The following is a 22412-nucleotide window of genomic DNA, read 5'->3' as shown; positions in this document are numbered from 1 at the left end:
TGGCTTCTACGGAATCCGTAGAAGCGCAGGCCCGTTTTGGCGCAACCAGCGCTCGGCTGCAAGCCTTCCAGGGCGTCCTTTTGAAAAAAAATGATCAACATGGCTCCAAAAAGCAGGACTGTGATTAAAATGTTGCAGGTGGGCGAGTTCGTGGACCATAATATAGGACTGAACTATGGGCGGGCACATGATTAACCGCCAACTCAACATGATACGTCCAGTCCTGCTGCAACTCCCCCACCGGCTTCGTACGTTGCGAATATCGATTTTGGTGACTTGAACATTCATACGCTGCGCCTCTTCTTGGAGCATTGCAGGCAAGTGTTTATTCGCCATTTCCCGCAAGAAGCGTTGGACGCGGCTCTCTGTATGCTCTGCGTTCCCACTTACATGTAGTCCGTTAGGATTGAGTATGCACCCTTGACGTAACTCGGGGGTATGAAAAATAGGCGTCGGAACACCATTAAAAAGCACTGAGCCGCCTCCACGTAAATGTGGGGGCGGGGGTAGGGCAGCGTGTGCTTTTTCGATCCAGTCAGCATGTTGTTGAATAAAATCAAGGGCCTGCTTGCGTGGAATCTTTTCAGGGTAAGTCGCAATCACACAGCCAGATAAAGGATCTGCGCGCAACGTTATGCGGCGAGCACGCTTTGAGGAACGCAACTGAACGATAGAAGATGTTAGCATCCCTAAAAGCCTCGCTACTATTTTATGCGCGACGGAGGGGGGGAATTTTCGGGCCATTCTCCTGGCCATTCAACAATGTGATCTTCTAACAAGCCTGCGCGACGTTCACTTATGCAGCGCTGGGAAGCAGAGGCGCCACTTTTATGAACACCCTCTCTATTGCCTGAACGAAGAGGGTGCCAATCGGGTAGATCATAGCCATTTTTAACGAGTTGGTATGAACAGCTGGGAGGAAGCCAGTCGATATCGGTGAGTAATTTCGGTGTTAGCGTGACGCAATCTGGGACTTTACGATGCCGTTTCGCGTAGTCTGTACAAAGGCAAGTTTGCGTATCCAATAATCGACAAGCAACATTGGTATGCGCAATTTCATCTGTATCTTCATCGCGTAGTTTATGTAAGCAGCATCGGCCACAACCATCGCATAAAGACTCCCACTCTTCCGTAGACATTTGAGTGAGGGGTGTGTGCCGCCAAAAATCAGTTCTATGGGTCACCAAAATGCTCTGTACAGGGTTAATATGAAGGTAGTTAGAGTTATCGAAAGTAATAATGGTAGGGCAAGGAGTGGCAACCATAATTTTTGTAAACGTAAGGAGGGTGTAGCACCTAAGCCTACGGAAGATCGCACAAACCCAGAGGGAAGTGATAAGTAGCGTGCAGCACAAGGAAGTATAATAAGAGGTGAATTTAACAACCCTTGGGTAAGAGGGTTATAAAAAACTCCTCCTTTATGGGGTATAAAAACAAATATAAAAAACGCTATCATTGTACATGGAAATACAATTGCCAAACCTATAATTTTTATTACCCAAGGTTTAATGAAACGAATAATAACAGTTTCAATAAAACAACCTAATAAAACTCCCAAGATAAATATTAGAGAAAAAATAAAAAAAGAATTCATCATCGCGGTGTATTCCTGCCAAACCAATCCAAAAAACGTTGTTCCAATTCTGGTCCTTTTATTTTCCAAAACTCATCATCAATATTGAGGGGGTTTTGCGACGGTTCTGTTGTTTTTAATCGATCTTGATAGGTGTTCTGTATATTTTTAAGTGCAGCAATAAGATTGAGTGTTTTATCGTTAGGTACGTTTTGAGGTATTGCCCAAAAGAGTGATGTAATGAGGCGGTGATTGGTCTGAGCTTCAAATGTAGAGACATTTGAAGCTAAAGATTTCTTTTTGTTAACTAAAGAAATTTCTTCTAGTGGAGCGCTGGTCATTAAAGCGCTTCTTTGCTGCATAATTTGACGTGCATCGTCGGGTGTTCGCCACCAAATAATATAAGGTCTCAACAGATCTAATCTATGAAAAGCGTGCTCTACCCCTGTTGGGGTGGAAAGGGTGCTATAGATGTTTTCAGGAGCAACGCCATCAGCAAGAAGTGCAATTTCTAGAGTGGTTCGCGCGCTAAAATGGAGACCTCTTCGCCCCGGTTGACGGGCGATGTCCCAAAAATCTTGCCAATCAGGAGCAGTTGTTAAGCGTGAGCGATCCCAAGCCAACGCTAGCGTTCCTGGAGTTGCAGGAATCCCACAACTTGCAGGTGCATCTAGGGAATGCAGCCAATGCTGTAAACAGCCCGTTTCTAATTGGCTTCCATTGATTAATAAAGCGCCCCAAAGTGCCGGAGACATTTGAGAGAATTTTTGAAGTGTATCATCCTGCCCATCCCATTCTCGGATAGGATAAGTGTTAATCGTTGTCGGGAGTGCGTCCGCAACCAAGCTTCCCTCTGGAACGGCGATACTCAGCTGAGCACTCTTGGTAATCTGGGGGGTATGCAATCGAGTACGGTTATGTGCCACGATAAAATGCCGTTTGTGATGGCTCATGCCATGAGCCAAAACGTGCGGTGGCAATGCTGTACATACTAGAGCAGCACACAGGCTGGGCGACAAAAAACGTCCAACACACTTTTTCACCACAGCCGACATCATGGCGTGTTTATGTCCTTATAAGAACCGCGTAGGGCATAAAGAGAGAAAAAGCGTAGCAGAATCATTCACCTAAAAAGCATTGTATGAAAAATGGTACATCTTAGAGGGCATATACCATGTAATGTTAGTTCAGGTCGACCTCTAGCGGGAAGACTGTTGCTTGTGTTGCGGGCCAAGCGATCTCGGCAGGGGTGCCGTTTTTGGGAATTTTTTGCGCTTGAATAGGTGGGCGGTGGATTTCAATTTCTGTACCATTCTCGCAGCGTATTGTCATACGAATATGGTCACCAAGGTGTAAGCTTTTCATAAGAATACCGCGCACAGAAGGCTCTCCTTCATCTCCTCCTAAAGAGGAGCGCCCAAAGAATGGAGAAATCCGATCCGGCCGGACGCAAACCATACAAGTATCCCCGACCTTTAAATTGTGAGTGTGTTCATGCAGAGAGGCGCTCGCTTCGACCACTCCACCACATGCTAAGTGTACAGTATAAACATCATCATATTCATCGATAATTTGTCCAACCAGCGCATTAGCCCCTCCAAATAATGTTGCTACGGTCGCATTAATGGGGCGTTCGTATAATGTAGCGGCGGTGTCTGCTTGTAATAAAATACGCTCTTCAAAAAGAGCGATCACGCTACCAGAGCGTAATGCGGCCTCTTGACGCTCTTCGGAACGAATGATGCTTAAACCAAGCGCACGTTGTAAGCGTGAAATCAGTACATCAATTCGGCGGGCTGCATGAACATCTAGCCCGGAAAGCGGATCATCTAAGAGAAGTATATCACTTTTGCATGCCAAGGCACGTGCAATTTTGGTGCGTATTTTTTTCTCCAAAGAAAGATGTTTAGGTAACGTTCTGACAGCATCATCAAGTCCCAATAGAGATACTAAGTGTGCAGCATTTGCTGATGCGGTTTTTTTGTCTTGCCCTTGTGCGCGGCACGCGAAAGAAATATTTTCGTGAACTGTCAGATGAGGGAAAAGAGGGTCGCGCTCACTAACTAATGTAACGCGGCGTTTTTGGGGTGGAAGGTCGGTAATATCTACTGCGTTTACCATCAAACTGCCGCCCATACAGGGTTGAAAGCCAGCTATCGTATCCAGGAGAAGCGCTAAAGCTGTCATATCGGTCCCCAAGAGAACTAAGGTCTCACCTTTTACTAACTCCAGGTCAAAAACCGTGCCTTGAAGGCCAATACGTAGATTTTCAGCTTTAAAAAACAAAGTAGGTGAGGGGCTGTGGTTATTCTGAGAGCGGGCGACCATGAAACTTCCCGTGGAGATAAGGCGTTATAATAAGGAAGAATGCCGCGTCTGGGGCACTCCCATGTGAGGATTTGGACATGAGCGAAGATCGCGTCAAGCAAAACGTCGAACAAGTACGCCAAGAAACACAAGCACAAATTGATAGCTTACGTACTCAGGTCGAGCAGCTTTTAAAAGAAGTCGTGACCCCCAATTTGTTGAAAGCTGCGGATAAGACCGATGCAGCCGTTGCAAATGCACGGAAATTCAAGGATTATGAACTCGAAAATGTATCGACGCGTGTACGCTCCCAGCCGATTGCAGCTGTTTTAATTTCTGCTGCTGTTGGTTTTATTGCTGGTCGTTTTTCACGGTAAAGCCGCTTGTTGTTTTTGGCTTTTCTGCGCTGATGATCGTGGTAGCGTTACCCGTCCTGTCAGGAAAGGTTGTGAACCCTTCATGAAACCGCTCGAACTTGGTCAGGAAGTCCTCTCTGCGCAGGGGCAAATCCTTTCACGAACAGCTTTGCGTGTCGCGCGACGTGCAGCCTTTGGTATTGTTGCGCTGACCTTTCTCTTTTTTCTCGTGATTGGCCTGCATGGTCTGTTGTGGGCGCTGTGCTTGGATGTGGCGGGTTTGAGCCACGTTAAAGCTGCTTTGTGCGTCTTAGGTTTTGATCTCTTCTTCATTGTGTTGTTCGGCGCTTTGGCGGCATGGTCTATTCCAGACATGGTCACAATTGAGGCGCGGATCCGCCGAGATCGTAAGCTTATGGAGTTGAAGCAAGCTGTGGCGCTTTCCACTCTGACAGGAATTTTATTGGGTCCTGTCGGGCGCGGTACGGCGGGAGGGGTGTTCTCTCTGTTTAAAAAAATTCTGCGTCGTAAAGGCTAAACAATTAAGGGGGCTTTTTAGCCCCCTTAATTGTTTGTGCTCTTAGGCAAGGCAGAAAATCATGTTAGCGGAATTCGATATTTTTGGGGTCTTTGTAGCCCCCATTTCGGTATACGCGCTAATCGCGTTGGCCGTCACGTTGGTCTTCAGGCGTATTCTTTGGAAGACAGGCCTTTTAACATGGTTCTGGCATGTTCCGCTTTTTGAAATCGCCTTCTTTGTTTGTACGTTGTGCTTATTGCTGATGTACGTATAAAGGTTAAGACAGTTTGGTTACATCGCAAGCCAGTTTGTACTGGCCTGTAAGATTACGTTAGGATGAAGAGGCCATGCACCGCCTCCGTCGTGTTTCTAGTTTTGTATTAACATTCCTTGTCGTTATCGCAGCACTCATTCTTGGGCGGGTGATGTGGCAAATTTACGAGCTTTCCCCTTGGACACGTGATGGACGCGTACGCGTTTATGTTGTGAATGCTGCGCCTGAAGTGTCAGGAACAGTGGTCGCTGTCCCGGTTATTGATAACCAATACGTCCATCGTGGTGATCCGCTGTTTGTGCTGGACCCGCTGCGGTTTCGGATTGATATCGCTTCTGCACGAGCAAGTTTAGCTGAAGCTAAAGCAGAACTCGCTCTACGAGAGGCTGATGCGCGCCGACGTCATGGCTTAGGAGGTCTTGTCTCCGCAGAGGAAGAAGAAGATTTTAATGCCCGTGTGGATGTACAAAAAGGTCATGTTGATGCTGCGAAGGCTGCATTGGATACAGCTGAGCTAAACTTGCAGCGCTCTACAGTATATGCTGCGGTAGATGGTTACGTCACCAACCTCAACCTGCGTGTTGGTAATTATGCTCATGCAGGGCAATCGGGCATGGCAATTATTGATGCTCATTCTTTTTGGATTAATGGTTATTTTGAAGAGACAAAGCTGCATGGTGTTCGTATAGGAGACCATGCTCTTGTTAAACTCATGGGATATCATGACCTTGCCACCGCACATGTTGTTAGTATTGGTCGGGGGATTAATGATGAAAATGGTGTGGCCGACCATTTAGGGTTACCTGATGTAAATCCAATTTTTACTTGGGTTCGTCTCGCGCAACGCATCCCTGTCAGGCTAGAGTTTGATCATGTTCCAAGTGGCGTTACGTTGGTGGCTGGTATGACTGGGACGATTACCATAGGTAGTACTCCACATGGTATGCATGGCCGCTTGACCACTTGGCTGCAGAATCATCTCTAATATGCGCTCTTTTCATCGTTTAACCGTTTTGGGTTGTATCACTCTCCTGAGTGTCGGAGGGTGTCGCGTCGGCCCTAATTTTACACCGGACCACTTTACACCACCGGCGGCTTTTACGGATCAAACGAAACCAATAACCGCAGCAGACCGAGCGCGCACGGAAGCGGCCTTAAAAGATTGGTGGCGTCTTTTTAAGGACCCTACTTTAAATGAATTGGTTCAGAGTGCGATTAAAGGGAACTATAATCTGCAGATTGCCGCTCAACATGTGATTGTAGAGCAAGCTTTACGGCGTGAAGCCGCGTCAGCATGGTATCCACAATTAGACGCTACTGCTGGGGGAGGGGATGATCGTTACTCTATTGCTGTTGACAATTGGCCTTTACGCCCCGGAAATCCGGCCAATCAACCTCACGCTTCTGTATTAACCTATGGCGCACGGGCAAGTTGGGAAATTGATCTTTTCGGGCATATTAGTCGTCAAGTTGAAGCACAGTCACAAGAAATTACCGTCTCTGTGGATGAGCAGCGTGCTTTGCTTGTTGCTATTCTCGCTGAATTAGCATCCGATTATGTCGCGTTGCGAGGCGTGCAAACACGTTTAGATGTTGTTGAGCGAGATATAGGGATTGCATCCGATACTCTCACATTAACACAACGTTTATATACCAAAGGTCTCGCAAATTCTTTAGACGTTGCGCAAGTGACGGCTAGCCAGCGTATGGATGAAGCGCGCATCCCTCCTTTACGCGCCGAGCAAGATCATCTTATTCATGCGATTGCTATACTCACAGGACGAATGCCTGGTTCATTAGAGGCTTCTTTGAAGAAAAGACGCCCAATGCCTGTTGTGCCAGAGCTTCCAGCCGCTTTACCTTCTGAAGTTATAGCGCAGCGTGCAGATATTCGAGCCCAAGAAGCGCGTTATGCTGCTGCTACAGCGCGTGTAGGCGTTGCTGTCGCTCAACTCTACCCACGCTTTGTCATTCCCATGACATTCAACCCAAATGCTTCTGCTATGTATCAAGCGTTTCAACTGGGCGCCATGAGTTGGAGTGTTATGATGTTAGCTTCTGTTCCATTAATGCATGGTGGGCGCAATAATGCAGCCATTACTCAAGCGCATGCTGAAGCTGAAGCCGCACGCCTGTCATACCGACAAACAGTATTAAAAGCGTTTCAGGAGGTAGAAGACGCTTTAAGTGACTGGGAGCAAGACGAACAGCTTGTTCAGCATTATGAACAGGCTGTTCATGCCTCTCAAGTTGCGCGCGATAGAGCGCAGAAACGTTATGCTGTTGGGTTAACGAGTATTTTGGATGTTTTATCCACTAATCGCCTGGCTCTTAGAGCAGAAGAGCAGGGTACTCTTGCACAGGCAGCACGCTTACGTGATGCTGTGACATTATACACAGCAATCGGTGCGGGATGGCAAGGTTATGCATCGCGTGATTTACCTATTGATGTGAAGCAGCAAAGCGCTTTAGTTCGTGCATTTTCACGCTAAACTGTGACAAAAATCATGCAAATCTATTGAAACTGCGCTCTAAACATCACAGATTATTCTAAGATAATATTAAGGTACGATGATGAACGGTCAATGTGATGGGCACCCAGTAGAAGATTTTTTAAAGCCAAAAATAGAGGCTTTGATTACTGATGCTCTTGCCGCAGGGTATCAGCGTGATGTTGTATTAGCGGTACTGATTGATTTGTTAGACGATAATACCTGTGAAGGAGTTACAACGCCATGAAGGACCCTTATGCCACCTTAGGGGTAAGCAAAAGCGCAACGGATAAAGATATTCGTAGCGCGTATCGTCGTCTCGCAAAACAGTATCACCCAGATCACAATCCGAATAATACAGAGGCTGAAGAAAAATTCAAAGCTGTCGGGCAGGCCTATAATATTCTTGGGGATAAGGAGAAGCGCGCGCAATTTGATCGAGGTGAAATTGGCTCAGACGGTCAAGAGCGTGGTCCGTTTGGCGCCGGCGGGTTTGGTGGAGGGCAAGGCTTCAACCAAGAAGATCTAGGTTCCTTTTTCTCGGATATGTTCGGGGGAGGCTTCAGTGGTGATTTTCAACCGGGCGGCACAGCTGGACGCCGTACATCAAAAGGGTCTGATAGACGCTATGAAGTCACTATCACATTTGTGCAAGCCGTTTTGGGAACAACGCTTGATCTTGCTTTAGGTGAGGGCGGGCATACAGAAGTCAAAGTGCCCCCCGGCTTAGAAGATGGTCAAACTTTACGCGTAAGGGGTAAGGGAGCCCCCGGTCGGGCGATGCGGCCAGGTCAGCCTGGGGTTCCGGGGGATGCTCTAATCACAGTGTCCGTTAAAGATGATTCGCGTTTTACGAGGACCGGACGTAACATTCGGATGACACAGAAAGTGCCGCTAAAAACGGCTATTTTGGGTGGTAAAATCATTATTGATACCCCCGCCGGAGCTGTGACGGTAAAAATCCCCAAACATTCAGATAGTGGGAAAGTCTTGCGTTTGGGAGGTCGTGGTATTGCAGCATCTCGCCAAGCCCCTGCAGGCGACCTTTTGGTAACGCTGCAAGTACAGATCGGAACGCTCGCAGCTGAGTTAGAGCCTTTTCTAGAAAGTCTTGCAGAAGTTTAAAACAAAAACGCTTTAGCATTTTTGTTGCTTGTGCGTAGTGTTATATTTGGCGCAAGGTAAGATCTGATTTTTAGCTTAGGATTTCAGAGCCTTGACGCCAACAATAACGTCCACCTCAGCACAACGACGCCGCGGGTTTTCAGTCGTACTTGCCATCGAATTATGGGAACGTTTTGGTTTTTATGGCATGCAGGCTGTACTCACTATTTTTATGGTGGAGCAGCTTCATCTCACCGATCACCGTGTGAATATGCTGCTGGGCGCCTCATCCGCTTTGACGTATATTATGCCTGTCTTAGGTGGCATTGTTGGGGATAAACTCATCGGTGCACGACTAGCCATGCTCTGCGGTGCATTCGGCCTGATGTTGGGATATATTTCCTTAGCAATATTACCGCAATCGATTACTTATTTATGTGTGGCTTTATCCCTTATATCAGCAGGTAATGGTCTCTTTAAACCCAATGCAGGAAATATTGTTCGGGGTATATATGAAGACGACAAATCATCATTAGACACCATTTTTACTTTATATTATATGTCTGTTAATGTAGGTTCAACTATATCAATTTTATTGATGCCTTGGTTACAAAATATTTTTGGAGCAAGGTTGGCATTTTCAGTGTGTGCATTGGGGTTATTTATAGGAATTTCATATTATTTGATAAAATCAAAATATTTAAACGATGTTTTTAAAAAAAATGTAAAAAACAACATCAAAAACAATGTCATATTAATTGGGGGTTTTATTATATCTTCTATATTATGTTATTTTATTATAAATAATGAATGGATTGCTGAGAAGGGAATTATTTTATCAATTATATTAATAATTTTATTGTGGTCTTATATTTATTTTAAATCATTTAAATTCGAGCGAAACAGACTCATTGTGGGATATTTATTATCTATTTTGGGTTCATTTTATTACGCATATTATCAACAAAGCATTACATCCTTAACTCTATATACGATGAGAGATGTTTCTGGAGATTTTAAAGTTTTTGGTAAAATGCTTTGGCATTTTACGCCAGGACAATTTCAATCATTAAATGCTATTTGGATTTTAATTTTAAGTCCAATTTTAGCACTTTCTTACCAATTACTGAGAAAAATCAGAAAAGATCCAAGTATTGGAAAAAAAATGCTCATTGGATATGGATTTTTATCGTGTGCATTTTGGTTGTGGTGGCAATTTAGTCTTTCGGCGAAGGAGGATGTCTCTCCTTGGGTTATGGTTGGTGGCTACGGTTTTATGTCTATGGCTGAATTATTAACAGGCGGCCTAGGTTTGGCTGTTGTAGCCCGGTATACACCGTCTCGTTTTGGGGGGGTAGTGAGTGGATCGGTGTACGCATTATGGGGAGTATCTATGTATGTTGGTAGTGTTATTGCTAATTTTTCAGAGGCACCATCACAACATATTACAGGATCAGCTGTATATGCTGGTCTTTTCCGGGAGCTATGCCTGTCTTCCGCTGTGATTTGTATTGTAGGAACCTTAATGTGTTGTTTGGGGTTGTTCTTCTTTAAGAAAAAAGGTTAGCCTTTAAAGAAGTACCTTATAAGGTTTTTGATCTAATGCAAGTATACTCCCCGCCCCGCGTTGCTGTTGTTACTATCGTCTGTAATGAGATTACAGATTTCCTAAGTTGGTTGGGGTGGCATATTCGGTTGGGTGTTCAGACATTTGTTATATTTGATGACGGATCCTCTGATGGGACAGAAAAAATTATCGCAGATGCTGCGTGTTCTCACGATATTCGCCTATATAAAATTGAAGGGGGAAGCGGAAATCATATAAACCGTCAAAAAGATACCTATTTATATGCTTTAAAAGAATTAAGAAAAACTCATAATTGGGTTGGTTTTTTGGATGCGGATGAATTCTTATACTTAGATAATGATCTATCAATAATTGAGTATTTAGATAAAATATCTCAAAATATTGGAGCTGTAGGATTCCATTGGTGTAATTATGGCAGCTCAGGCCATGTATTAAAACCATCCACATCTATTTTGAATGCCTTTGATCATCATTCACGCTCAGACGAAATGATAAATAGGCATATTAAAACATTTCTTCGTATAGATAGCTGGTCTGGTGAATGGGAAAATGTACATTATTTTCCTCTAAGAAGAGGAAAGTATGTTGATGCATCAGGTAAAGATATTGAGTGGTCGAATCTTAAAGGGGTGACGTCTCAGCCTGCAAATTGGCAGGGAGGGCGTATACTACATTATCAGATACGCAGTATGGAGCATTACGTTGAGAGAGCTAAGCGCAGAAAAGATATAGAATTAAAATCTTATAATTTTTATCAATCAGATTGGAATGATTTATACAATCAAGAACCTAAAAAGTACCTTTTTGATGTTAATATGTGGCATTATAATACTATTAATCAATCTTATGCGCGCGCACTCAATATATTAATAAATAACACCCATAAAGTTAATAATAAAGAAATAAATAATACTAATTTCAATATACTTGAAGTAAAAAATTTAAATTCATCGGATATTTTTGATAAAATTGATGAAAAAATATTTGTTTTGTATTCTGGTGACATTTTAGGTGATTGCATTTATTTATTTTGTTCTGATAAATATAGCAATATAAAACCAATAAATACTCATGATTTATGCACAACATTCATTCCGTGTAATGTTGTTTTTATAGAAAATAAAAACGAATTTTATTTACAGGGCATTATAAATAAAAAATACTTACAAATGTCGCCAAAAAATAAATTATCTTTTATAAATCACAATGAATTAGCTGAAGAATCGGTCTTCTTTTTTGAAGATTACAGCAAAACATCTGTAAATATTTCTATATTTATCCTCCTTCAGGATGCTCTTTCGGAAAAAATAACACTCGAAACTTTAATAAGACTATCTTGTCGTGATTTCAAAAACACTATCTTGTTATTACCTCTGCTCCTGCCGAACCTTCCATTAAGTGATCGGCAGGAGTTCGAAGGAATATTAGGATTTAAAATCCACTAAGTACGGTTTTTCCTATAGTGGAACCACTTTCTTGTAGTTTGTGCGCTGTGAGGAGATTATTTAGTGTTATTGAACCAAGGCTTGTGTACGAAGTTGTACGCAATAAGCTGGCATCTACTAAAGAGGTAACCTGAGATAAAATTTGTCCCTGAGCGGCCATGTCAACAGTATTAAATATCGGCCTAGTAAACATAAACTCCCAATGTATAGATAAAGATTTGCGTTTGAATGGCATGATGTCAAAACTTCTAGGATCGTCAATAAGAGCTAAAGAACCTTGTGGAGCAAGCATTTGCAAAATAGCATCCTTATGCTTTGCCGTTTGCGTAAGGCTGGCGACATACCGGACCTCAGAAATCCCAATACGTTTCAATTCTTGATCCAGGGGGCGTGTATGATTAATCACATGATGAGCGCCCATTTCAATGCACCATTGATGTGTTTCTGGGCGTGATGCTGTTGCTATAACGCGTAAACCTGTTAGGCGACGTGCTAATTGAATAAGAATAGAGCCAACGCCACCGGCGCCACCAATAATAAGAATGCTATCTTGAGAAAATACACTACTATTAGGGACGCGCAAACGATCGAATAACAACTCCCATGCTGTGATGGATGTTAAAGGCATGGCCGCTGCTTCGCCATCATTTAATGACTTAGGAGCATGGGCAATTAAACGTTCATCAACGGCTTGGTACTGAGCATTGCTGCCTGAGCGCGCAGCACTGCCTGCATAGAATACGCGATCGCCCGAACGAAAATTATAAACATTCCCTCCCGTGGCAACAATTGTCCCGCATGCGTCGTAGCCAAGTATGCGTGCTTGACCATCAGATGGCGCTGTTTGACGTAATTTAGTATCTACTGGATTAATGGATATCGCTGAAATCTCAACAATAACATCATGAAGACCAGGCTCAGGCGTAGGAATAGACAGCTCTACAAGCGCATCTTTATCTGTCAAATGTGTTGCCCGCGTATGTCCAAAAGCTTTCATAATGATTGTCTTTCTGTTTGGAGCTCTTTAGTTTTTGTGATCCATCAACATGCCAGTAATAGCCTTTTTGAAGGGCATTAAATGGTTTGCGAGGTTGAGGCCTAGACGGCGCACGGCCATGGCAGGTTTACTATCGCGTGTGTATAACGTGGCTATTGCATTCGTCCCTGCATAAAGGGGCAGCGTCGCGCGTCGGTGTTGGCGTTCATATCGTGACAACACACTTGCTACGCCAGCGTCACCAGGGCCATCGGCAATAGCCCGTGCTAAAGTTTCTTGCGCTCGTAAGCCTAAGTTAAAGCCATGCGCTGTAATAGGGTGCATCCCCACCGCAGCGTCTCCGATAAGAGCCAAGCGTGGTCCGCGGAAGCGGTGTGCAAAAACAGTTTTAAGGGGATAGGAACAGCGCTTGCTATCCAAAGATAAAGCCCCCAAACGTCCACCGGAGCGTTGAGTAATTTCGGCGTTAAAGGTCGCTTCGTCACACGCACAAAGACGTTCAATGTCTTCATTCTCTAATGTAAGAACGAGGGAAGAAATATGTTCTTCTTGATCGTCTGGTGCAATTGGCAAAAAGGCAATAGTCTGTCCGGAGTCAAACCACTGTAATGCGGTATGGTCGTGTGGCGTTGGATGGCGGACGCGGCAAACAAGAATGCTACGCTTAAAGTCATCCACGATAGCGCCAATTCCCGCGGCTTCGCGCATACGTGAGAAACGGCCATCTGCAGCGACAATTAAGTCAGCAGTTAACGTTTCTTTGTTCTTTAGGACCACACGAGCCGAGCGCTCACTGTGCGTCGCCTGCTCAATATGAACACCGGCTTGCACAGTGAGGCGAGGCATACGTGAAGAAACGCGATAGAGTGCTTGGCGGATAAAATGGTTTGCTACCATATAACCCAGAGCATTGGGGCCATCTTTGGGAGCATCAAAAATTAGGGGAAAAGAATGACTGCTCCCTGTTTCCACGCGAGCTGTATGCATAGGACATATTGCGCTAGATGGTATTTCATCCCATGCTCCTGCTTCTTTCAGCCAATGTGCCGCGTGGTGCGTTAAAGCAATTTCACGTCCATCAAATGGCGGTTCTGCCAAGACGTTCTCTGGAGAGCGCTCAAGGATGCAGACTTTCCGCCCATCACGCGCCAATGAGATGCCGCACGCTAAGCCCGTAGGCCCACCGCCGATGATGATGACGTCGTAGTGCATGTTTTAGCCTTTATCCGCCGCAAAAGAGACTGACTTGCCCTGCCATAAGGCCATATAGGATTCAATATCCGGGCGACGTTTTGCTGGAACCGGACCTGACGGTGTGCCAACGAGCAATAGGCCTTCAAGCCGATGTGGTGCAGGTAAGCCCAAGCTCTCCAAAAGAGCACGGTCTTTTTGGAAGGCCCCGGTGACCCAAACGCCGCCAAACCCTTCTACGTATAAAGCATTGAGAACATTCATTGCACCTGCAGCGAGAGCCATCTCCTGTTCACTGACAGGAATTTTGGCGTCTGGTTGAACATGAAAGCCAAGCGCAATAATGGCTGGCATTGTGCGCATACGCTCACGACGCTTGAGACGGTTTGCTTCAGGCATATCAGGGGATTGACGCAGTAACGCATCGTGAAACTGTTCAGAAAAAGTTTCACGATGTTCCCCTGTAATCACAGTGTAGCGCCAAGGGCGTAACTTTCCATGATCAGGAGCACGCAGCCCTGCTGAGAGGATGCGGGCAAGCTGGTCACCGGCAGGAGCGGGCTCAACGAGTTGATCAGTTGAGGCGCGCGAGAGAAGGACATCAAGAACAGACTGACTCATACACAGAGATATGGAACGGACTGAGCATTCCGCCAAGAGGAAAGATTGCATGCAGGAACAGCGTGGAAATAACTGCCCGGGTAGTGTAACGATACCCTATGAACACTACACGTCACGCACAGCTGGCGCGCGCGACCAGCGAAACCGACATCTCTGTTGCTCTTACTCTAGACGGGGAAGGGCGCTCGGACATTCAGACGGGCATTGGTTTTTTTGACCATATGCTGACAGCTCTTGCGCGCCATGGCGGCCTAGACCTGACCGTGCATGCAAAAGGTGATTTGCATATTGACGGCCACCACACCGTGGAAGATGTCGGGATCGTATTGGGACAAGTATTGCGCCAAGCCGTGGGAGACAAACGAGGCATTGAGCGTTTTGGTCATGCTTTGGTGCCGCTGGATGAAGCTTTATGTGAGGCAGTCGTTGATTTATCCGGGCGCCCGTATCTTGCGTGGAATGTGACGTTCACGCGAGAAAAAATAGGTGAGATGGATACTGAGCTCTTTGAAGAGTTTTTTCGTGCTTTTGCTATGTCAGCGCATATCGCACTCCACCTGACCACCAAATCAGGCACAAACGCCCATCACATTGCGGAAAGTACGTTTAAAGCAATGGCGCGTGCTTTACGGATGGCCATCGCGCGTGATCCGCGAGCAGCAGGCTCTATTCCGTCAACAAAGGGTGTTCTGTGAGAATATACCGAGCTTTCACCTCTCCTGAATCAGAGATTATATTGATTAAGCAGGGGGTTGCTCGTCGTGTTCTTGTCTTAGGACCCATTGGGTTATTGTGGTTAGGCACATGGGCGGGTGCACTTGTTGCCGCAGCGATAGACCTGCTTGTGTTGCGGTTCTGTCCTGCGCCATATATGTGGTTTTTGCTTTGTGCCAATCATTTAACCTTTGCCGTTTTTTTTCCTGAGTTACGCCAGTGGGAATTAACAAAACTGGCCGGGTATAATCATTATGAGGGGGACATGATTATTGCGCCCAATCATAATCAAGCCTTGCTGCGTATTCTGGACCGACAGGTCCTGACTGATACGCCACCGGAGCTGCCATGCGTGTTGTCGTAATTGATTATAATGGAGGCAACCTTGCATCTGCGGCTGAAGCCGCGCGCAAGGCTGCTAAACGCTTTGATCTCAACGCTGATGTCGTTATTTCACGTGATGCTGATGAAATCTTAGCCGCGGATCGTTTGATTCTGCCGGGCCAAGGCGCCATGGCAGATTGCGCCAAGGGGTTAGGAACGGAATTGCGCGGCCTTCTTGAACAGGCGACGGCAGCTGGCACGCCTTTCCTAGGCATTTGTGTTGGCATGCAACTGATGTGCGAATATGGTGTCGAGTATGGCCGAACAGAAGGTTTGGGGTGGATTTCAGGCTCTATTCAGCGAATGAAAGAGGCTGAACATAGCGGGCTGCGTTTACCTCATATGGGGTGGAATACGCTCGATTTTACACCTGGTCAGCATCATTTAACAAAGGGCTTAACACCGGGAGAACATGGATATTTTGTTCACTCATATGCTCTTCATAATGGTGTATCGAGCGACTTGGTCGCTAGCAGTCATTATGGCGCGCAAGTACCAGCCATTGTTGCACGCGGAAATCGTTGCGGTACACAATTTCACGTGGAAAAAAGCCAAGATGTTGGCCTGATGATCATGGGTAATTTTCTTAAATGGGACGTGTAAAGGTTGTTTGTGAGCGCGTCTCTTCAGGGTTATCTGAAGATGACTTGGAAATGCTGTGTGAAGCCACCCTCGCAGGTATCCTTGATGGTGGCGGATTTGGCTGGGTCCGCCCTCCTAGTCGGGACGTTTTGAAACGTTATTTTGAAGGCTTGCCATTAGTTCAAGAACGCAATCTTTATGTCATTCGTGAAGATGGTATTATTTGTGGTGCCGGGCAACTCGTTCGTCCGCCAGCGAGCTATGAAGCTCACGCAGCGACAGTTACGCTGACAGCATTTTTTATTGCTCCTTATGCTCGCGGTCGTGGGTTGGGGAGAACACTGATGGCAACAATGCTCCAAGGAGCCAAAGCCATTGGTTGCAAAGTGGTTAATTGTGATGTTCGAGAAACACACAGTGGTGCAATCCGTCTCTTTCGTTCGTTTGGCTTCGAACAATGGGGGACACATCCTTACTATGCCCGGATCGGAGGCCAGACAGTGCGCGGTATTTTTCTCTCCAAACTCCTCGCTGATGATCACGAAGCGGCAGAGTGGCGTATGTCCCCAGAAACTGGAGCAACCCATGGGACGCCTCGTAAGCCCTTGACGCTCTACCCCGCAATTGATCTCAAGGATGGTGCCTGTGTACGCTTGCGTCGTGGCGAGATGGATGATGCTACGCATTATTCAGATAACCCTGGTGCGCAAGCTAAAACCTTTGCCGATGCGGGCTGCCATTATCTGCATGTTGTTGATCTGAACGGGGCTTTTGCCGGGCGATCCGTCAACTACTCAGCCATTGAAGATATTGTCCGTGCGACGGACCTTCCCGTTCAGCTAGGGGGTGGAATACGCGACATGGAAGCGATTGAACGCTGGTTGTCTGCAGGGGTTGAGCGCGTCATTCTAGGGTCTGTTGCTGTGAAAGATCCTGAGCTGGTACGCCAAGCTGCTCGTGCTTTCCCTGGGAGGATCGTTGCTGGTATTGATGCGCGCCACGGCAAGGTTGCGACTGAAGGCTGGGCTGAGGTTTCTGAGTTGGAGGCTAATGACCTCGCTCTCCGGATGGAAGATGCCGGAGTTTCCGCTGTTATCTTTACCGAAATTAGCCGTGATGGCATGTTGGCTGGGCTGGATCTTGAGCAAACAGCCGCGATGGCAAAGTCTCTATCGATCCCCGTCATTGCTAGCGGTGGTGTGGGGACTTTGGATCATCTGCGTGCCTTGCGTGATGTCGCACAGGATGTTCCGGGGATTTCTGGTGCTATTGTAGGGCGTGCTTTATACGATGGCCGTGTGCAATTGGATGAAGCGTTGGAGCTGTTTAAATCATGTTAAAACTCCGCGTTATTCCTTGTCTTGATGTTAAAGATGGCCGGGTTGTTAAAGGTGTAAACTTTGTCTCTCTTCGGGATGCGGGGGACCCGGTTGAGCAGGCAAAATTATATGATGCTGCTGGTGCTGATGAACTGACTTTTCTGGACATCACCGCCAGTGTTGAGAACCGTGATACTATTCTAGATGTTGTCCGGAGAACGGCAGAAGCAATTTGCTTGCCATTAACGGTTGGTGGCGGTGTGCGCAGTTGTGATGACATGCGGCGCCTTTTGCTGTCTGGCGCTGATAAGTGCGCAGTGAACTCAGCAGCTATTCGTAACCCTAATCTTATTGCAGAAGCTGCTGAGCGTTTTGGTTCCCAATGTATCGTTGTCGCGATTGATGCGCGTTCAAATGGGAACGGCGGATGGGAGGTCTACGCAAAAGGTGGTAGAGAACCCACGAGGTTGGATGTCATCGAATGGGCTAAACGTATGGCTTCTCTCGGTGCTGGAGAAATTCTTTTAACGAGTATGGATCGGGACGGTACGAAATCCGGTTTTGATTTGGACTTGCTGCGCGCTGTTTGTGATGCGGTGACTGTTCCTGTTGTAGCCTCAGGTGGCGTCGGGACGGCCGAGCATTTTATCGATGGCGCAAATGCGGGAGCAAGCGCTCTATTAGCAGCAAGTGTATTCCATTTTGGCCAATTAAGTGTTGGTGATGTTAAAAAAACGATGAAAGAAGCCGGATTGCCGGTTCGGATAGGGAGATAAGGTCATGGCAAAAGCAGATAAAAAAATAGAAAGCGTGCCCTCGGACCATATTCTGCATCGTTTATACGAAACCGTTTTGTCGCGCCGCGGTACGGACCCAAGCTTAAGCCACTCAGCCCGCCTTATGGCGCGTGGTCGTAACAAAGTTGCGCAAAAATTTGGGGAAGAGGCCGTTGAGTGCTTGATCGAAGCAGTCAATGGTAATCGAAAAGAGCTGATTAGTGAAAGTGCGGACGTTCTTTACCATTTGATCGTTATGCTGGTGGATTGTGGGGTTTCTCTTGATGACGTGTGGGGAGAGCTGAAACGCCGTGAAGGAACGAGTGGCATCGTAGAAAAGGCTTCACGTTCTCAAAAGAAACCGGACTAAGGCTACCTTTTATGGCTTACGATAAAAACAATATCTTTGCTCGTATCTTGCGTGGAGAGATCCCTTGTAAGGCTGTATATGATGATCAATATGCGCTTGCCTTTCATGATATAGCGCCTCATGCGCCCGTACATATTTTGGTGATTCCAAAAGGCGAGTATGAATCCATTATTGATTTTAGTGCACAGGCTTCATCTGAAGAGGTGGCAGGTTTTTGGAAAGCTGTCTCACATGTTGCAAGAGAGCAGGGTATCGCTGAAGATGGATGCCGTATTCTAAGCAATGTAGGAGCCAATGGTGGACAAGAAGTCCCGCATTTTCATGTCCATCTTCTTGGGGGCGCTCTTTTGGGTCCTATTTTGTTCAAAAAATTGTAAAATAACTTGCATGGAGTGGAATAGAGCAGTATACACCGCTCCACTCTAGTCCCGTTCGTCTAGAGGCCTAGGACACCGCCCTCTCACGGCGGCAACACGGGTTCGAATCCCGTACGGGACACCATTGATTTTGTTGAATTTTTTAGATTATCTACAGATCGTTTGGAGGTCCAGTTGGACCACGAAGCAATGTTATCGACATTAAAATTTTTTGTTTCATCCTTCTGAATAGATTGAACTCCCCTCAAGAAAACCCGCATTATCAGCCTTCAACTTGTCGATGCTCGACGAGGATATGAACCCCGGCAATGGCGTCGCTGGTTGAGGCCACAAAACCCCATGCGCTTCTTCAAACTGAGAGCGCAGCCAGCGCCATGTGGCTTTCTGCTCCTTGCCCCAGGTCAACAGTGTCTGTATCATCGCAGCCGTCCATAGTCCCAAAGTATAAGACGATGTCCGCCCCATGATCCGGCTGCTGGATCGCCCTCATCGAGCCGGAGGCCGTATCCCATGTTGAACCGATCAATGCTTGGTCTGCGATGGCGAGATTCACGCCAAGCTAAACAGAACCAAGAGCGGAGGCCGCGAGGCGAATAGAATTGAAGTTTCCGGGATCAATCATTCCCCACAGTAGGTAGAGTGTCTGGTTGGGTAACGTATAACCGTTCCGTCCGGCATAGGTGAGTACATCCGCTTTGCAACAAGGCCAACTTAAAGCACCTCTCAGAAGTCGGATACTTTCCCCCAGACAATTTTTTTGAAACGCGAAATTTTGTACTGTTTTATTTCGGTGATCGGTGACCGCCCCAATAATATATCAGCTACGAGATGCCCTGCGCCGGGACCAATGCCAAATCCGTGCCCAGAAAAGCCGGCAGCGATGAAGAGACCTGGAACGCCACTTTCTGGATCAATAACCGGCACACCATCTGGAGTGCTATCAATATAACCAGCCCACTCAGCTTGAATATGGGCATTTTTCAGGGGTGGTAGAAGAGACTGAGCATTGCGTAGAGTTTCATGAATGGTTTTTGCAACTGGGCGAGGGGCAAGGATACGTGTTTTTTCCATAGGGGTTACTTGGTCCAACTTCCACGTATTGTTCGTATCGAAACCGTATTTCCATGCTTGAAAATCCCCGGGGGAGAGTTGACGCCAGCGTCGTGCAAACATAGGCAAGAACTGGACGGCATTTTTTAGCATTCCGGGGGTCGGGTCTACGCGGCCATTCCCGGAGATGGCGAGAGTATAACCGCCATCTCCGCGCTTCGTAATAGAGGCATCTTGAGTATGGAGAGCATCGGGAAGGCCTGACACGCCCGGCTTGACGGAAAGAATGGACGAACGGACAGATGATTGAGGAAGTTTGATACCAACCTGATGAAGAAAGGAACGCGCCCATACGCCGCCAGCCATCACAATTTGTGGTGTACGAATGGTTCCACGTTCTGTCACGACGCCGCAAACAGCGCCGCCTGATAATTCAACGCCTCGCGCGGCACAATTTTGAATGACATGGCCACCATGTTTGCGTACGCCTCTTGCAATTATAGGAGCGGCAAGGGCTGGATCGGCAATACCATCCGTTGGGGACCAGACACCGCCAAGCCATTTTTGTTGTGTGGCCTTTCCGCGCTGTGCGGCCTCGGTTGCATTGAGCATTCTTGTGTCAACACCCTCACTTCTGGCGAACTTCCCCCAGCGTGCCCATCCGTCAAGTTCAGCCTGGTTGTTCGTCAAGTAGAGTAACCCACAGCGACGGAACCCAAGACTTTCTCCAATATCAGCTGTCATCTCTTCCCATAGAGCAAGGCTTCGCGTGGATAGAGGCAATTCACGGGCGTCACGGTTTTGCTGGCGGCACCACCCCCAGTTTCGGCTTGATTGCTCCGCGCCAATTGAGCCTTTTTCAAGCAGTACGACCTTCATTCCTGCTCTAGCCAACCAGTACGCCGCTGAAACCCCTACAATTCCAGCGCCGATAACGACAACATCTGCTTCTTTTGGAAGATCGGTGTCAGTTTGGATCAGGTGTAGTGGGGCTGGCATGAGAGGCTCCGTGCAGTATGCGGAAGAAGAGTGTAACGGTATTCAGATGGAGGAGGTGCCGCAAACTTTGTCACGGGAGGCAGAGTATTGCGAGGGGTAGAGATGATTTAGTCAGGGTTAAGACCCGTGGTCATTCTACAAAGACATAGATCTTTTTAACGGTTTCAATTGTTTCCCATATTCCTTCGAAGCCGGGCTTCATGATGAAATTATCTCCCGCCTTGAAGATGTATGATGTTCCATCATTCTCTGTAATTTTCACAAGACCTTCGAGGATATGACAGAATTCAAAGGCTTCGCCTTTGATGGATTGGGTTGTTCCCGGTGTAGCTTGCCAAACTCCAGTGCGAACATTGCCATTTCGTGACGTGTCTAGGGGCCATGTTTTGAATGTAGGGTTTCCGGAAATGAGGCGGCTCAATTCAGCAATCGAGTCGCGTGGAAGAATGTCTGGATCTTTCGAGATGGGAATAAGAAGGTTCATGAAAAGGCTCACACAATAGAAATTTAGAGACCCAATGTGCCGTGTTCCGTGCCGGTTCTGATCCTGATTTTTAAGCTTGCACAGCACAGCGTACTGCATCTTCATATCAATATGATATTTCCTGCGCCGAATGGGGAAAACCTGATAACGACTGTTGAACTGAAGGCGGCATCATAACGAGTACGCCATATAGTAATGGCCACATAAGGAATCGTATATGACCTTCCGTCCTAAGTTCATTACCTTTGACTGCTACGGCACATTGACCTTCTTCGATATGGCTGGAGCAGCCCGTAGAATCTACGGTGATGTCCTGAGCGAGCCAGCGATGCAGCGCTTCATTAAGAATTTTGCGGCGTATCGTTTGGATGAGGTCCTCGGTGCATGGAAGCCGTATGCGGAGGTGGTGCATAATGCTTTGGAGCGCACGTGTAAAAAGAATGGCGTACCGTTTCGTTCAGAGGATGCGTTACGTATTTATAATGAAGTTCCAACATGGGGTCCTCACCCAGATGTACCTGCGGGGCTTGCAAAAATCGCTCAAGACATTCCATTAGTTATTCTTTCGAACGCTATGAATAGCCAAATTATGTCAAATGTTGATAAATTGGGGGCACCATTTTATAAAGTCATTACGGCGGAAGAAACGGGAACGTACAAGCCGCATATGAATGGCTTTGAATATATGTTGGATGTTCTGGGGTGTGGCCCCGAAGAGATCACGCATGTCTCGTCGTCTTTCCGTTATGACTTAATGACGGCTTATGATCTGGGAATACGGTCCAAGGTCTGGGTCAACCGCCGTCATGAACCCGCCAATCCCTTTTATGAGTATGAAGAGATTAAGGATATCAGCGGGCTTCCTGGCGTCTTTGGGCTTTGAGTAAGA

General features: G+C 46.6%; 28 protein-coding genes and 1 tRNA gene. 18 read left to right on the top strand and 11 right to left on the bottom strand.

From position 1 onward, the window contains the following. Window positions 1-6 precede the first annotated feature (6 nt). From KB213_RS07115 to KB213_RS07095, 5 genes are all read right to left on the bottom strand, one after another. Window positions 7-744, bottom strand: a complete 738-nt coding sequence (locus KB213_RS07115) for a M48 family metallopeptidase (RefSeq protein ID WP_249110314.1) — start codon at window positions 742-744, stop codon at window positions 7-9. Further along, entirely contained in the window at window positions 705-1187 is a 483-nt protein-coding gene (locus KB213_RS07110; RefSeq protein ID WP_282958318.1) for a YcgN family cysteine cluster protein, read from the bottom strand. The genes KB213_RS07115 and KB213_RS07110 overlap by 40 nt, the downstream gene beginning before the upstream one ends. Beyond that, window positions 1181-1597 carry a hypothetical protein gene (locus tag KB213_RS07105; RefSeq protein ID WP_211681716.1) on the bottom strand — a complete coding sequence of 139 codons (417 nt, stop codon included), beginning with the start codon at window positions 1595-1597 and terminating at the stop codon, window positions 1181-1183. The genes KB213_RS07110 and KB213_RS07105 overlap by 7 nt, the downstream gene beginning before the upstream one ends. Beyond that, window positions 1594-2631: an extracellular solute-binding protein gene (locus KB213_RS07100; RefSeq protein WP_211681606.1), complete on the bottom strand. Its 1038-nt coding sequence runs from the start codon at window positions 2629-2631 to the stop codon at window positions 1594-1596. The genes KB213_RS07105 and KB213_RS07100 overlap by 4 nt, the downstream gene beginning before the upstream one ends. 124 nt (window positions 2632-2755) lie before the next feature. Next, window positions 2756-3901: an ABC transporter ATP-binding protein gene (locus KB213_RS07095; RefSeq protein ID WP_249110313.1), complete on the bottom strand. Its 1146-nt coding sequence runs from the start codon at window positions 3899-3901 to the stop codon at window positions 2756-2758. 77 nt (window positions 3902-3978) lie between these two features. Between KB213_RS07095 and KB213_RS07090 the strand changes: the two genes are divergently transcribed. From KB213_RS07090 to KB213_RS07050, 9 genes are all read left to right on the top strand, one after another. Next, complete coding sequence (locus KB213_RS07090) at window positions 3979-4257, top strand: hypothetical protein (RefSeq protein WP_211681604.1); 279 nt, start codon at window positions 3979-3981, stop codon at window positions 4255-4257. An 82-nt stretch (window positions 4258-4339) separates the two neighbouring features. Beyond that, entirely contained in the window at window positions 4340-4774 is a 435-nt protein-coding gene (locus KB213_RS07085; protein WP_211681603.1) for a hypothetical protein, read from the top strand. Window positions 4775-4835: 61 nt separating this feature from the next. Next, complete coding sequence (locus tag KB213_RS07080; protein WP_211681601.1) at window positions 4836-5030, top strand: DUF1656 domain-containing protein; 195 nt, start codon at window positions 4836-4838, stop codon at window positions 5028-5030. 73 nt (window positions 5031-5103) lie between these two features. Next, window positions 5104-6015 (top strand): efflux RND transporter periplasmic adaptor subunit, encoded by a 912-nt coding sequence (locus KB213_RS07075; RefSeq protein WP_211681599.1) that lies wholly within the window; start codon window positions 5104-5106, stop codon window positions 6013-6015. A 1-nt stretch (window position 6016) separates the two neighbouring features. After that, complete coding sequence (locus tag KB213_RS07070) at window positions 6017-7522, top strand: efflux transporter outer membrane subunit (RefSeq protein WP_211681598.1); 1506 nt, start codon at window positions 6017-6019, stop codon at window positions 7520-7522. A 79-nt stretch (window positions 7523-7601) separates the two neighbouring features. After that, window positions 7602-7769: a hypothetical protein gene (locus tag KB213_RS07065; protein ID WP_211681714.1), complete on the top strand. Its 168-nt coding sequence runs from the start codon at window positions 7602-7604 to the stop codon at window positions 7767-7769. Beyond that, the gene (locus KB213_RS07060; RefSeq protein ID WP_211681596.1) at window positions 7766-8647 is read left to right on the top strand and encodes a DnaJ C-terminal domain-containing protein; all 882 of its coding nucleotides are present in this window, start codon (window positions 7766-7768) and stop codon (window positions 8645-8647) included. Before KB213_RS07065 ends, KB213_RS07060 begins: the two co-directional genes overlap by 4 nt. 91 nt (window positions 8648-8738) lie before the next feature. Continuing rightward, on the top strand, window positions 8739-10193 hold the full coding sequence (locus KB213_RS07055; RefSeq protein WP_211681593.1) for a peptide MFS transporter: 1455 nt from the start codon (window positions 8739-8741) through the stop codon (window positions 10191-10193). Window positions 10194-10228: 35 nt separating this feature from the next. After that, complete coding sequence (locus KB213_RS07050) at window positions 10229-11659, top strand: glycosyltransferase family 2 protein (protein WP_211681591.1); 1431 nt, start codon at window positions 10229-10231, stop codon at window positions 11657-11659. Here the strand turns inward: KB213_RS07050 and KB213_RS07045 are convergent. The 3 genes from KB213_RS07045 to KB213_RS07035 are packed head-to-tail and all read right to left on the bottom strand — an operon-like array spanning window position 11646 to window position 14468. Next, window positions 11646-12656, bottom strand: a complete 1011-nt coding sequence (locus KB213_RS07045; RefSeq protein ID WP_211681589.1) for a zinc-binding alcohol dehydrogenase family protein — start codon at window positions 12654-12656, stop codon at window positions 11646-11648. The genes KB213_RS07050 and KB213_RS07045 overlap by 14 nt on opposite strands. 27 nt (window positions 12657-12683) lie before the next feature. Next, complete coding sequence (gene ubiM / locus KB213_RS07040) at window positions 12684-13868, bottom strand: 5-demethoxyubiquinol-8 5-hydroxylase UbiM (protein ID WP_211681587.1); 1185 nt, start codon at window positions 13866-13868, stop codon at window positions 12684-12686. A gap of 3 nt (window positions 13869-13871) precedes the next feature. Then, window positions 13872-14468 carry a nitroreductase family protein gene (locus KB213_RS07035; protein ID WP_249110311.1) on the bottom strand — a complete coding sequence of 199 codons (597 nt, stop codon included), beginning with the start codon at window positions 14466-14468 and terminating at the stop codon, window positions 13872-13874. A 98-nt stretch (window positions 14469-14566) separates the two neighbouring features. On the opposite strand from KB213_RS07035, the gene hisB reads away from it, so the two are divergent. The 8 genes from hisB to KB213_RS06995 all read left to right on the top strand — a co-directional run bounded on the left by hisB (window position 14567) and on the right by KB213_RS06995 (window position 19114). Further along, window positions 14567-15163 (top strand): imidazoleglycerol-phosphate dehydratase HisB, encoded by a 597-nt coding sequence (gene hisB / locus KB213_RS07030; protein ID WP_211681583.1) that lies wholly within the window; start codon window positions 14567-14569, stop codon window positions 15161-15163. Window positions 15164-15204: 41 nt separating this feature from the next. Next, on the top strand, window positions 15205-15546 hold the full coding sequence (locus tag KB213_RS07025) for a hypothetical protein (protein WP_211681581.1): 342 nt from the start codon (window positions 15205-15207) through the stop codon (window positions 15544-15546). Next, complete coding sequence (hisH, locus tag KB213_RS07020; RefSeq protein ID WP_211681579.1) at window positions 15531-16169, top strand: imidazole glycerol phosphate synthase subunit HisH; 639 nt, start codon at window positions 15531-15533, stop codon at window positions 16167-16169. The genes KB213_RS07025 and hisH overlap by 16 nt, the downstream gene beginning before the upstream one ends. After that, a complete protein-coding gene (hisA, locus tag KB213_RS07015; protein WP_211681578.1) occupies window positions 16157-17488 on the top strand; it encodes a 1-(5-phosphoribosyl)-5-[(5-phosphoribosylamino)methylideneamino]imidazole-4-carboxamide isomerase in 1332 nt (443 codons plus the stop codon). The genes hisH and hisA overlap by 13 nt, the downstream gene beginning before the upstream one ends. Then, entirely contained in the window at window positions 17482-18243 is a 762-nt protein-coding gene (hisF, locus tag KB213_RS07010) for an imidazole glycerol phosphate synthase subunit HisF (protein WP_211681576.1), read from the top strand. Before hisA ends, hisF begins: the two co-directional genes overlap by 7 nt. 4 nt (window positions 18244-18247) lie before the next feature. Then, on the top strand, window positions 18248-18613 hold the full coding sequence (locus KB213_RS07005) for a phosphoribosyl-ATP diphosphatase (RefSeq protein ID WP_211681574.1): 366 nt from the start codon (window positions 18248-18250) through the stop codon (window positions 18611-18613). A gap of 11 nt (window positions 18614-18624) precedes the next feature. Beyond that, window positions 18625-18990: a histidine triad nucleotide-binding protein gene (locus KB213_RS07000; protein WP_211681572.1), complete on the top strand. Its 366-nt coding sequence runs from the start codon at window positions 18625-18627 to the stop codon at window positions 18988-18990. A 48-nt stretch (window positions 18991-19038) separates the two neighbouring features. Then, a tRNA-Glu gene (locus KB213_RS06995) sits at window positions 19039-19114 on the top strand. A 92-nt stretch (window positions 19115-19206) separates the two neighbouring features. Here KB213_RS06995 and KB213_RS06990 read toward each other — a convergent pair. The 3 genes from KB213_RS06990 to KB213_RS06980 form a co-directional block, all read right to left on the bottom strand. After that, entirely contained in the window at window positions 19207-19455 is a 249-nt protein-coding gene (locus KB213_RS06990) for a hypothetical protein (RefSeq protein WP_211681570.1), read from the bottom strand. Between the two features lie 258 nt (window positions 19456-19713). Continuing rightward, a complete protein-coding gene (locus KB213_RS06985; protein ID WP_211681568.1) occupies window positions 19714-21039 on the bottom strand; it encodes an NAD(P)/FAD-dependent oxidoreductase in 1326 nt (441 codons plus the stop codon). 130 nt (window positions 21040-21169) lie between these two features. After that, window positions 21170-21523, bottom strand: coding sequence for a cupin domain-containing protein (locus KB213_RS06980; RefSeq protein ID WP_211681566.1), 354 nt, complete (start codon window positions 21521-21523; stop codon window positions 21170-21172). A 217-nt stretch (window positions 21524-21740) separates the two neighbouring features. On the opposite strand from KB213_RS06980, the gene KB213_RS06975 reads away from it, so the two are divergent. Further along, the gene (locus tag KB213_RS06975) at window positions 21741-22406 is read left to right on the top strand and encodes a haloacid dehalogenase type II (RefSeq protein WP_211681564.1); all 666 of its coding nucleotides are present in this window, start codon (window positions 21741-21743) and stop codon (window positions 22404-22406) included. The last annotated feature ends 6 nt before the right edge of the window (window positions 22407-22412 follow it).

This window comes from Neokomagataea anthophila (genome assembly GCF_018122595.1).
Lineage (GTDB): Bacteria > Pseudomonadota > Alphaproteobacteria > Acetobacterales > Acetobacteraceae > Gluconobacter > Gluconobacter anthophilus.
The sequence above is the reverse complement of the archived record's forward strand: the minus strand, read 5'-3'. Positions and strand labels throughout refer to the sequence as shown.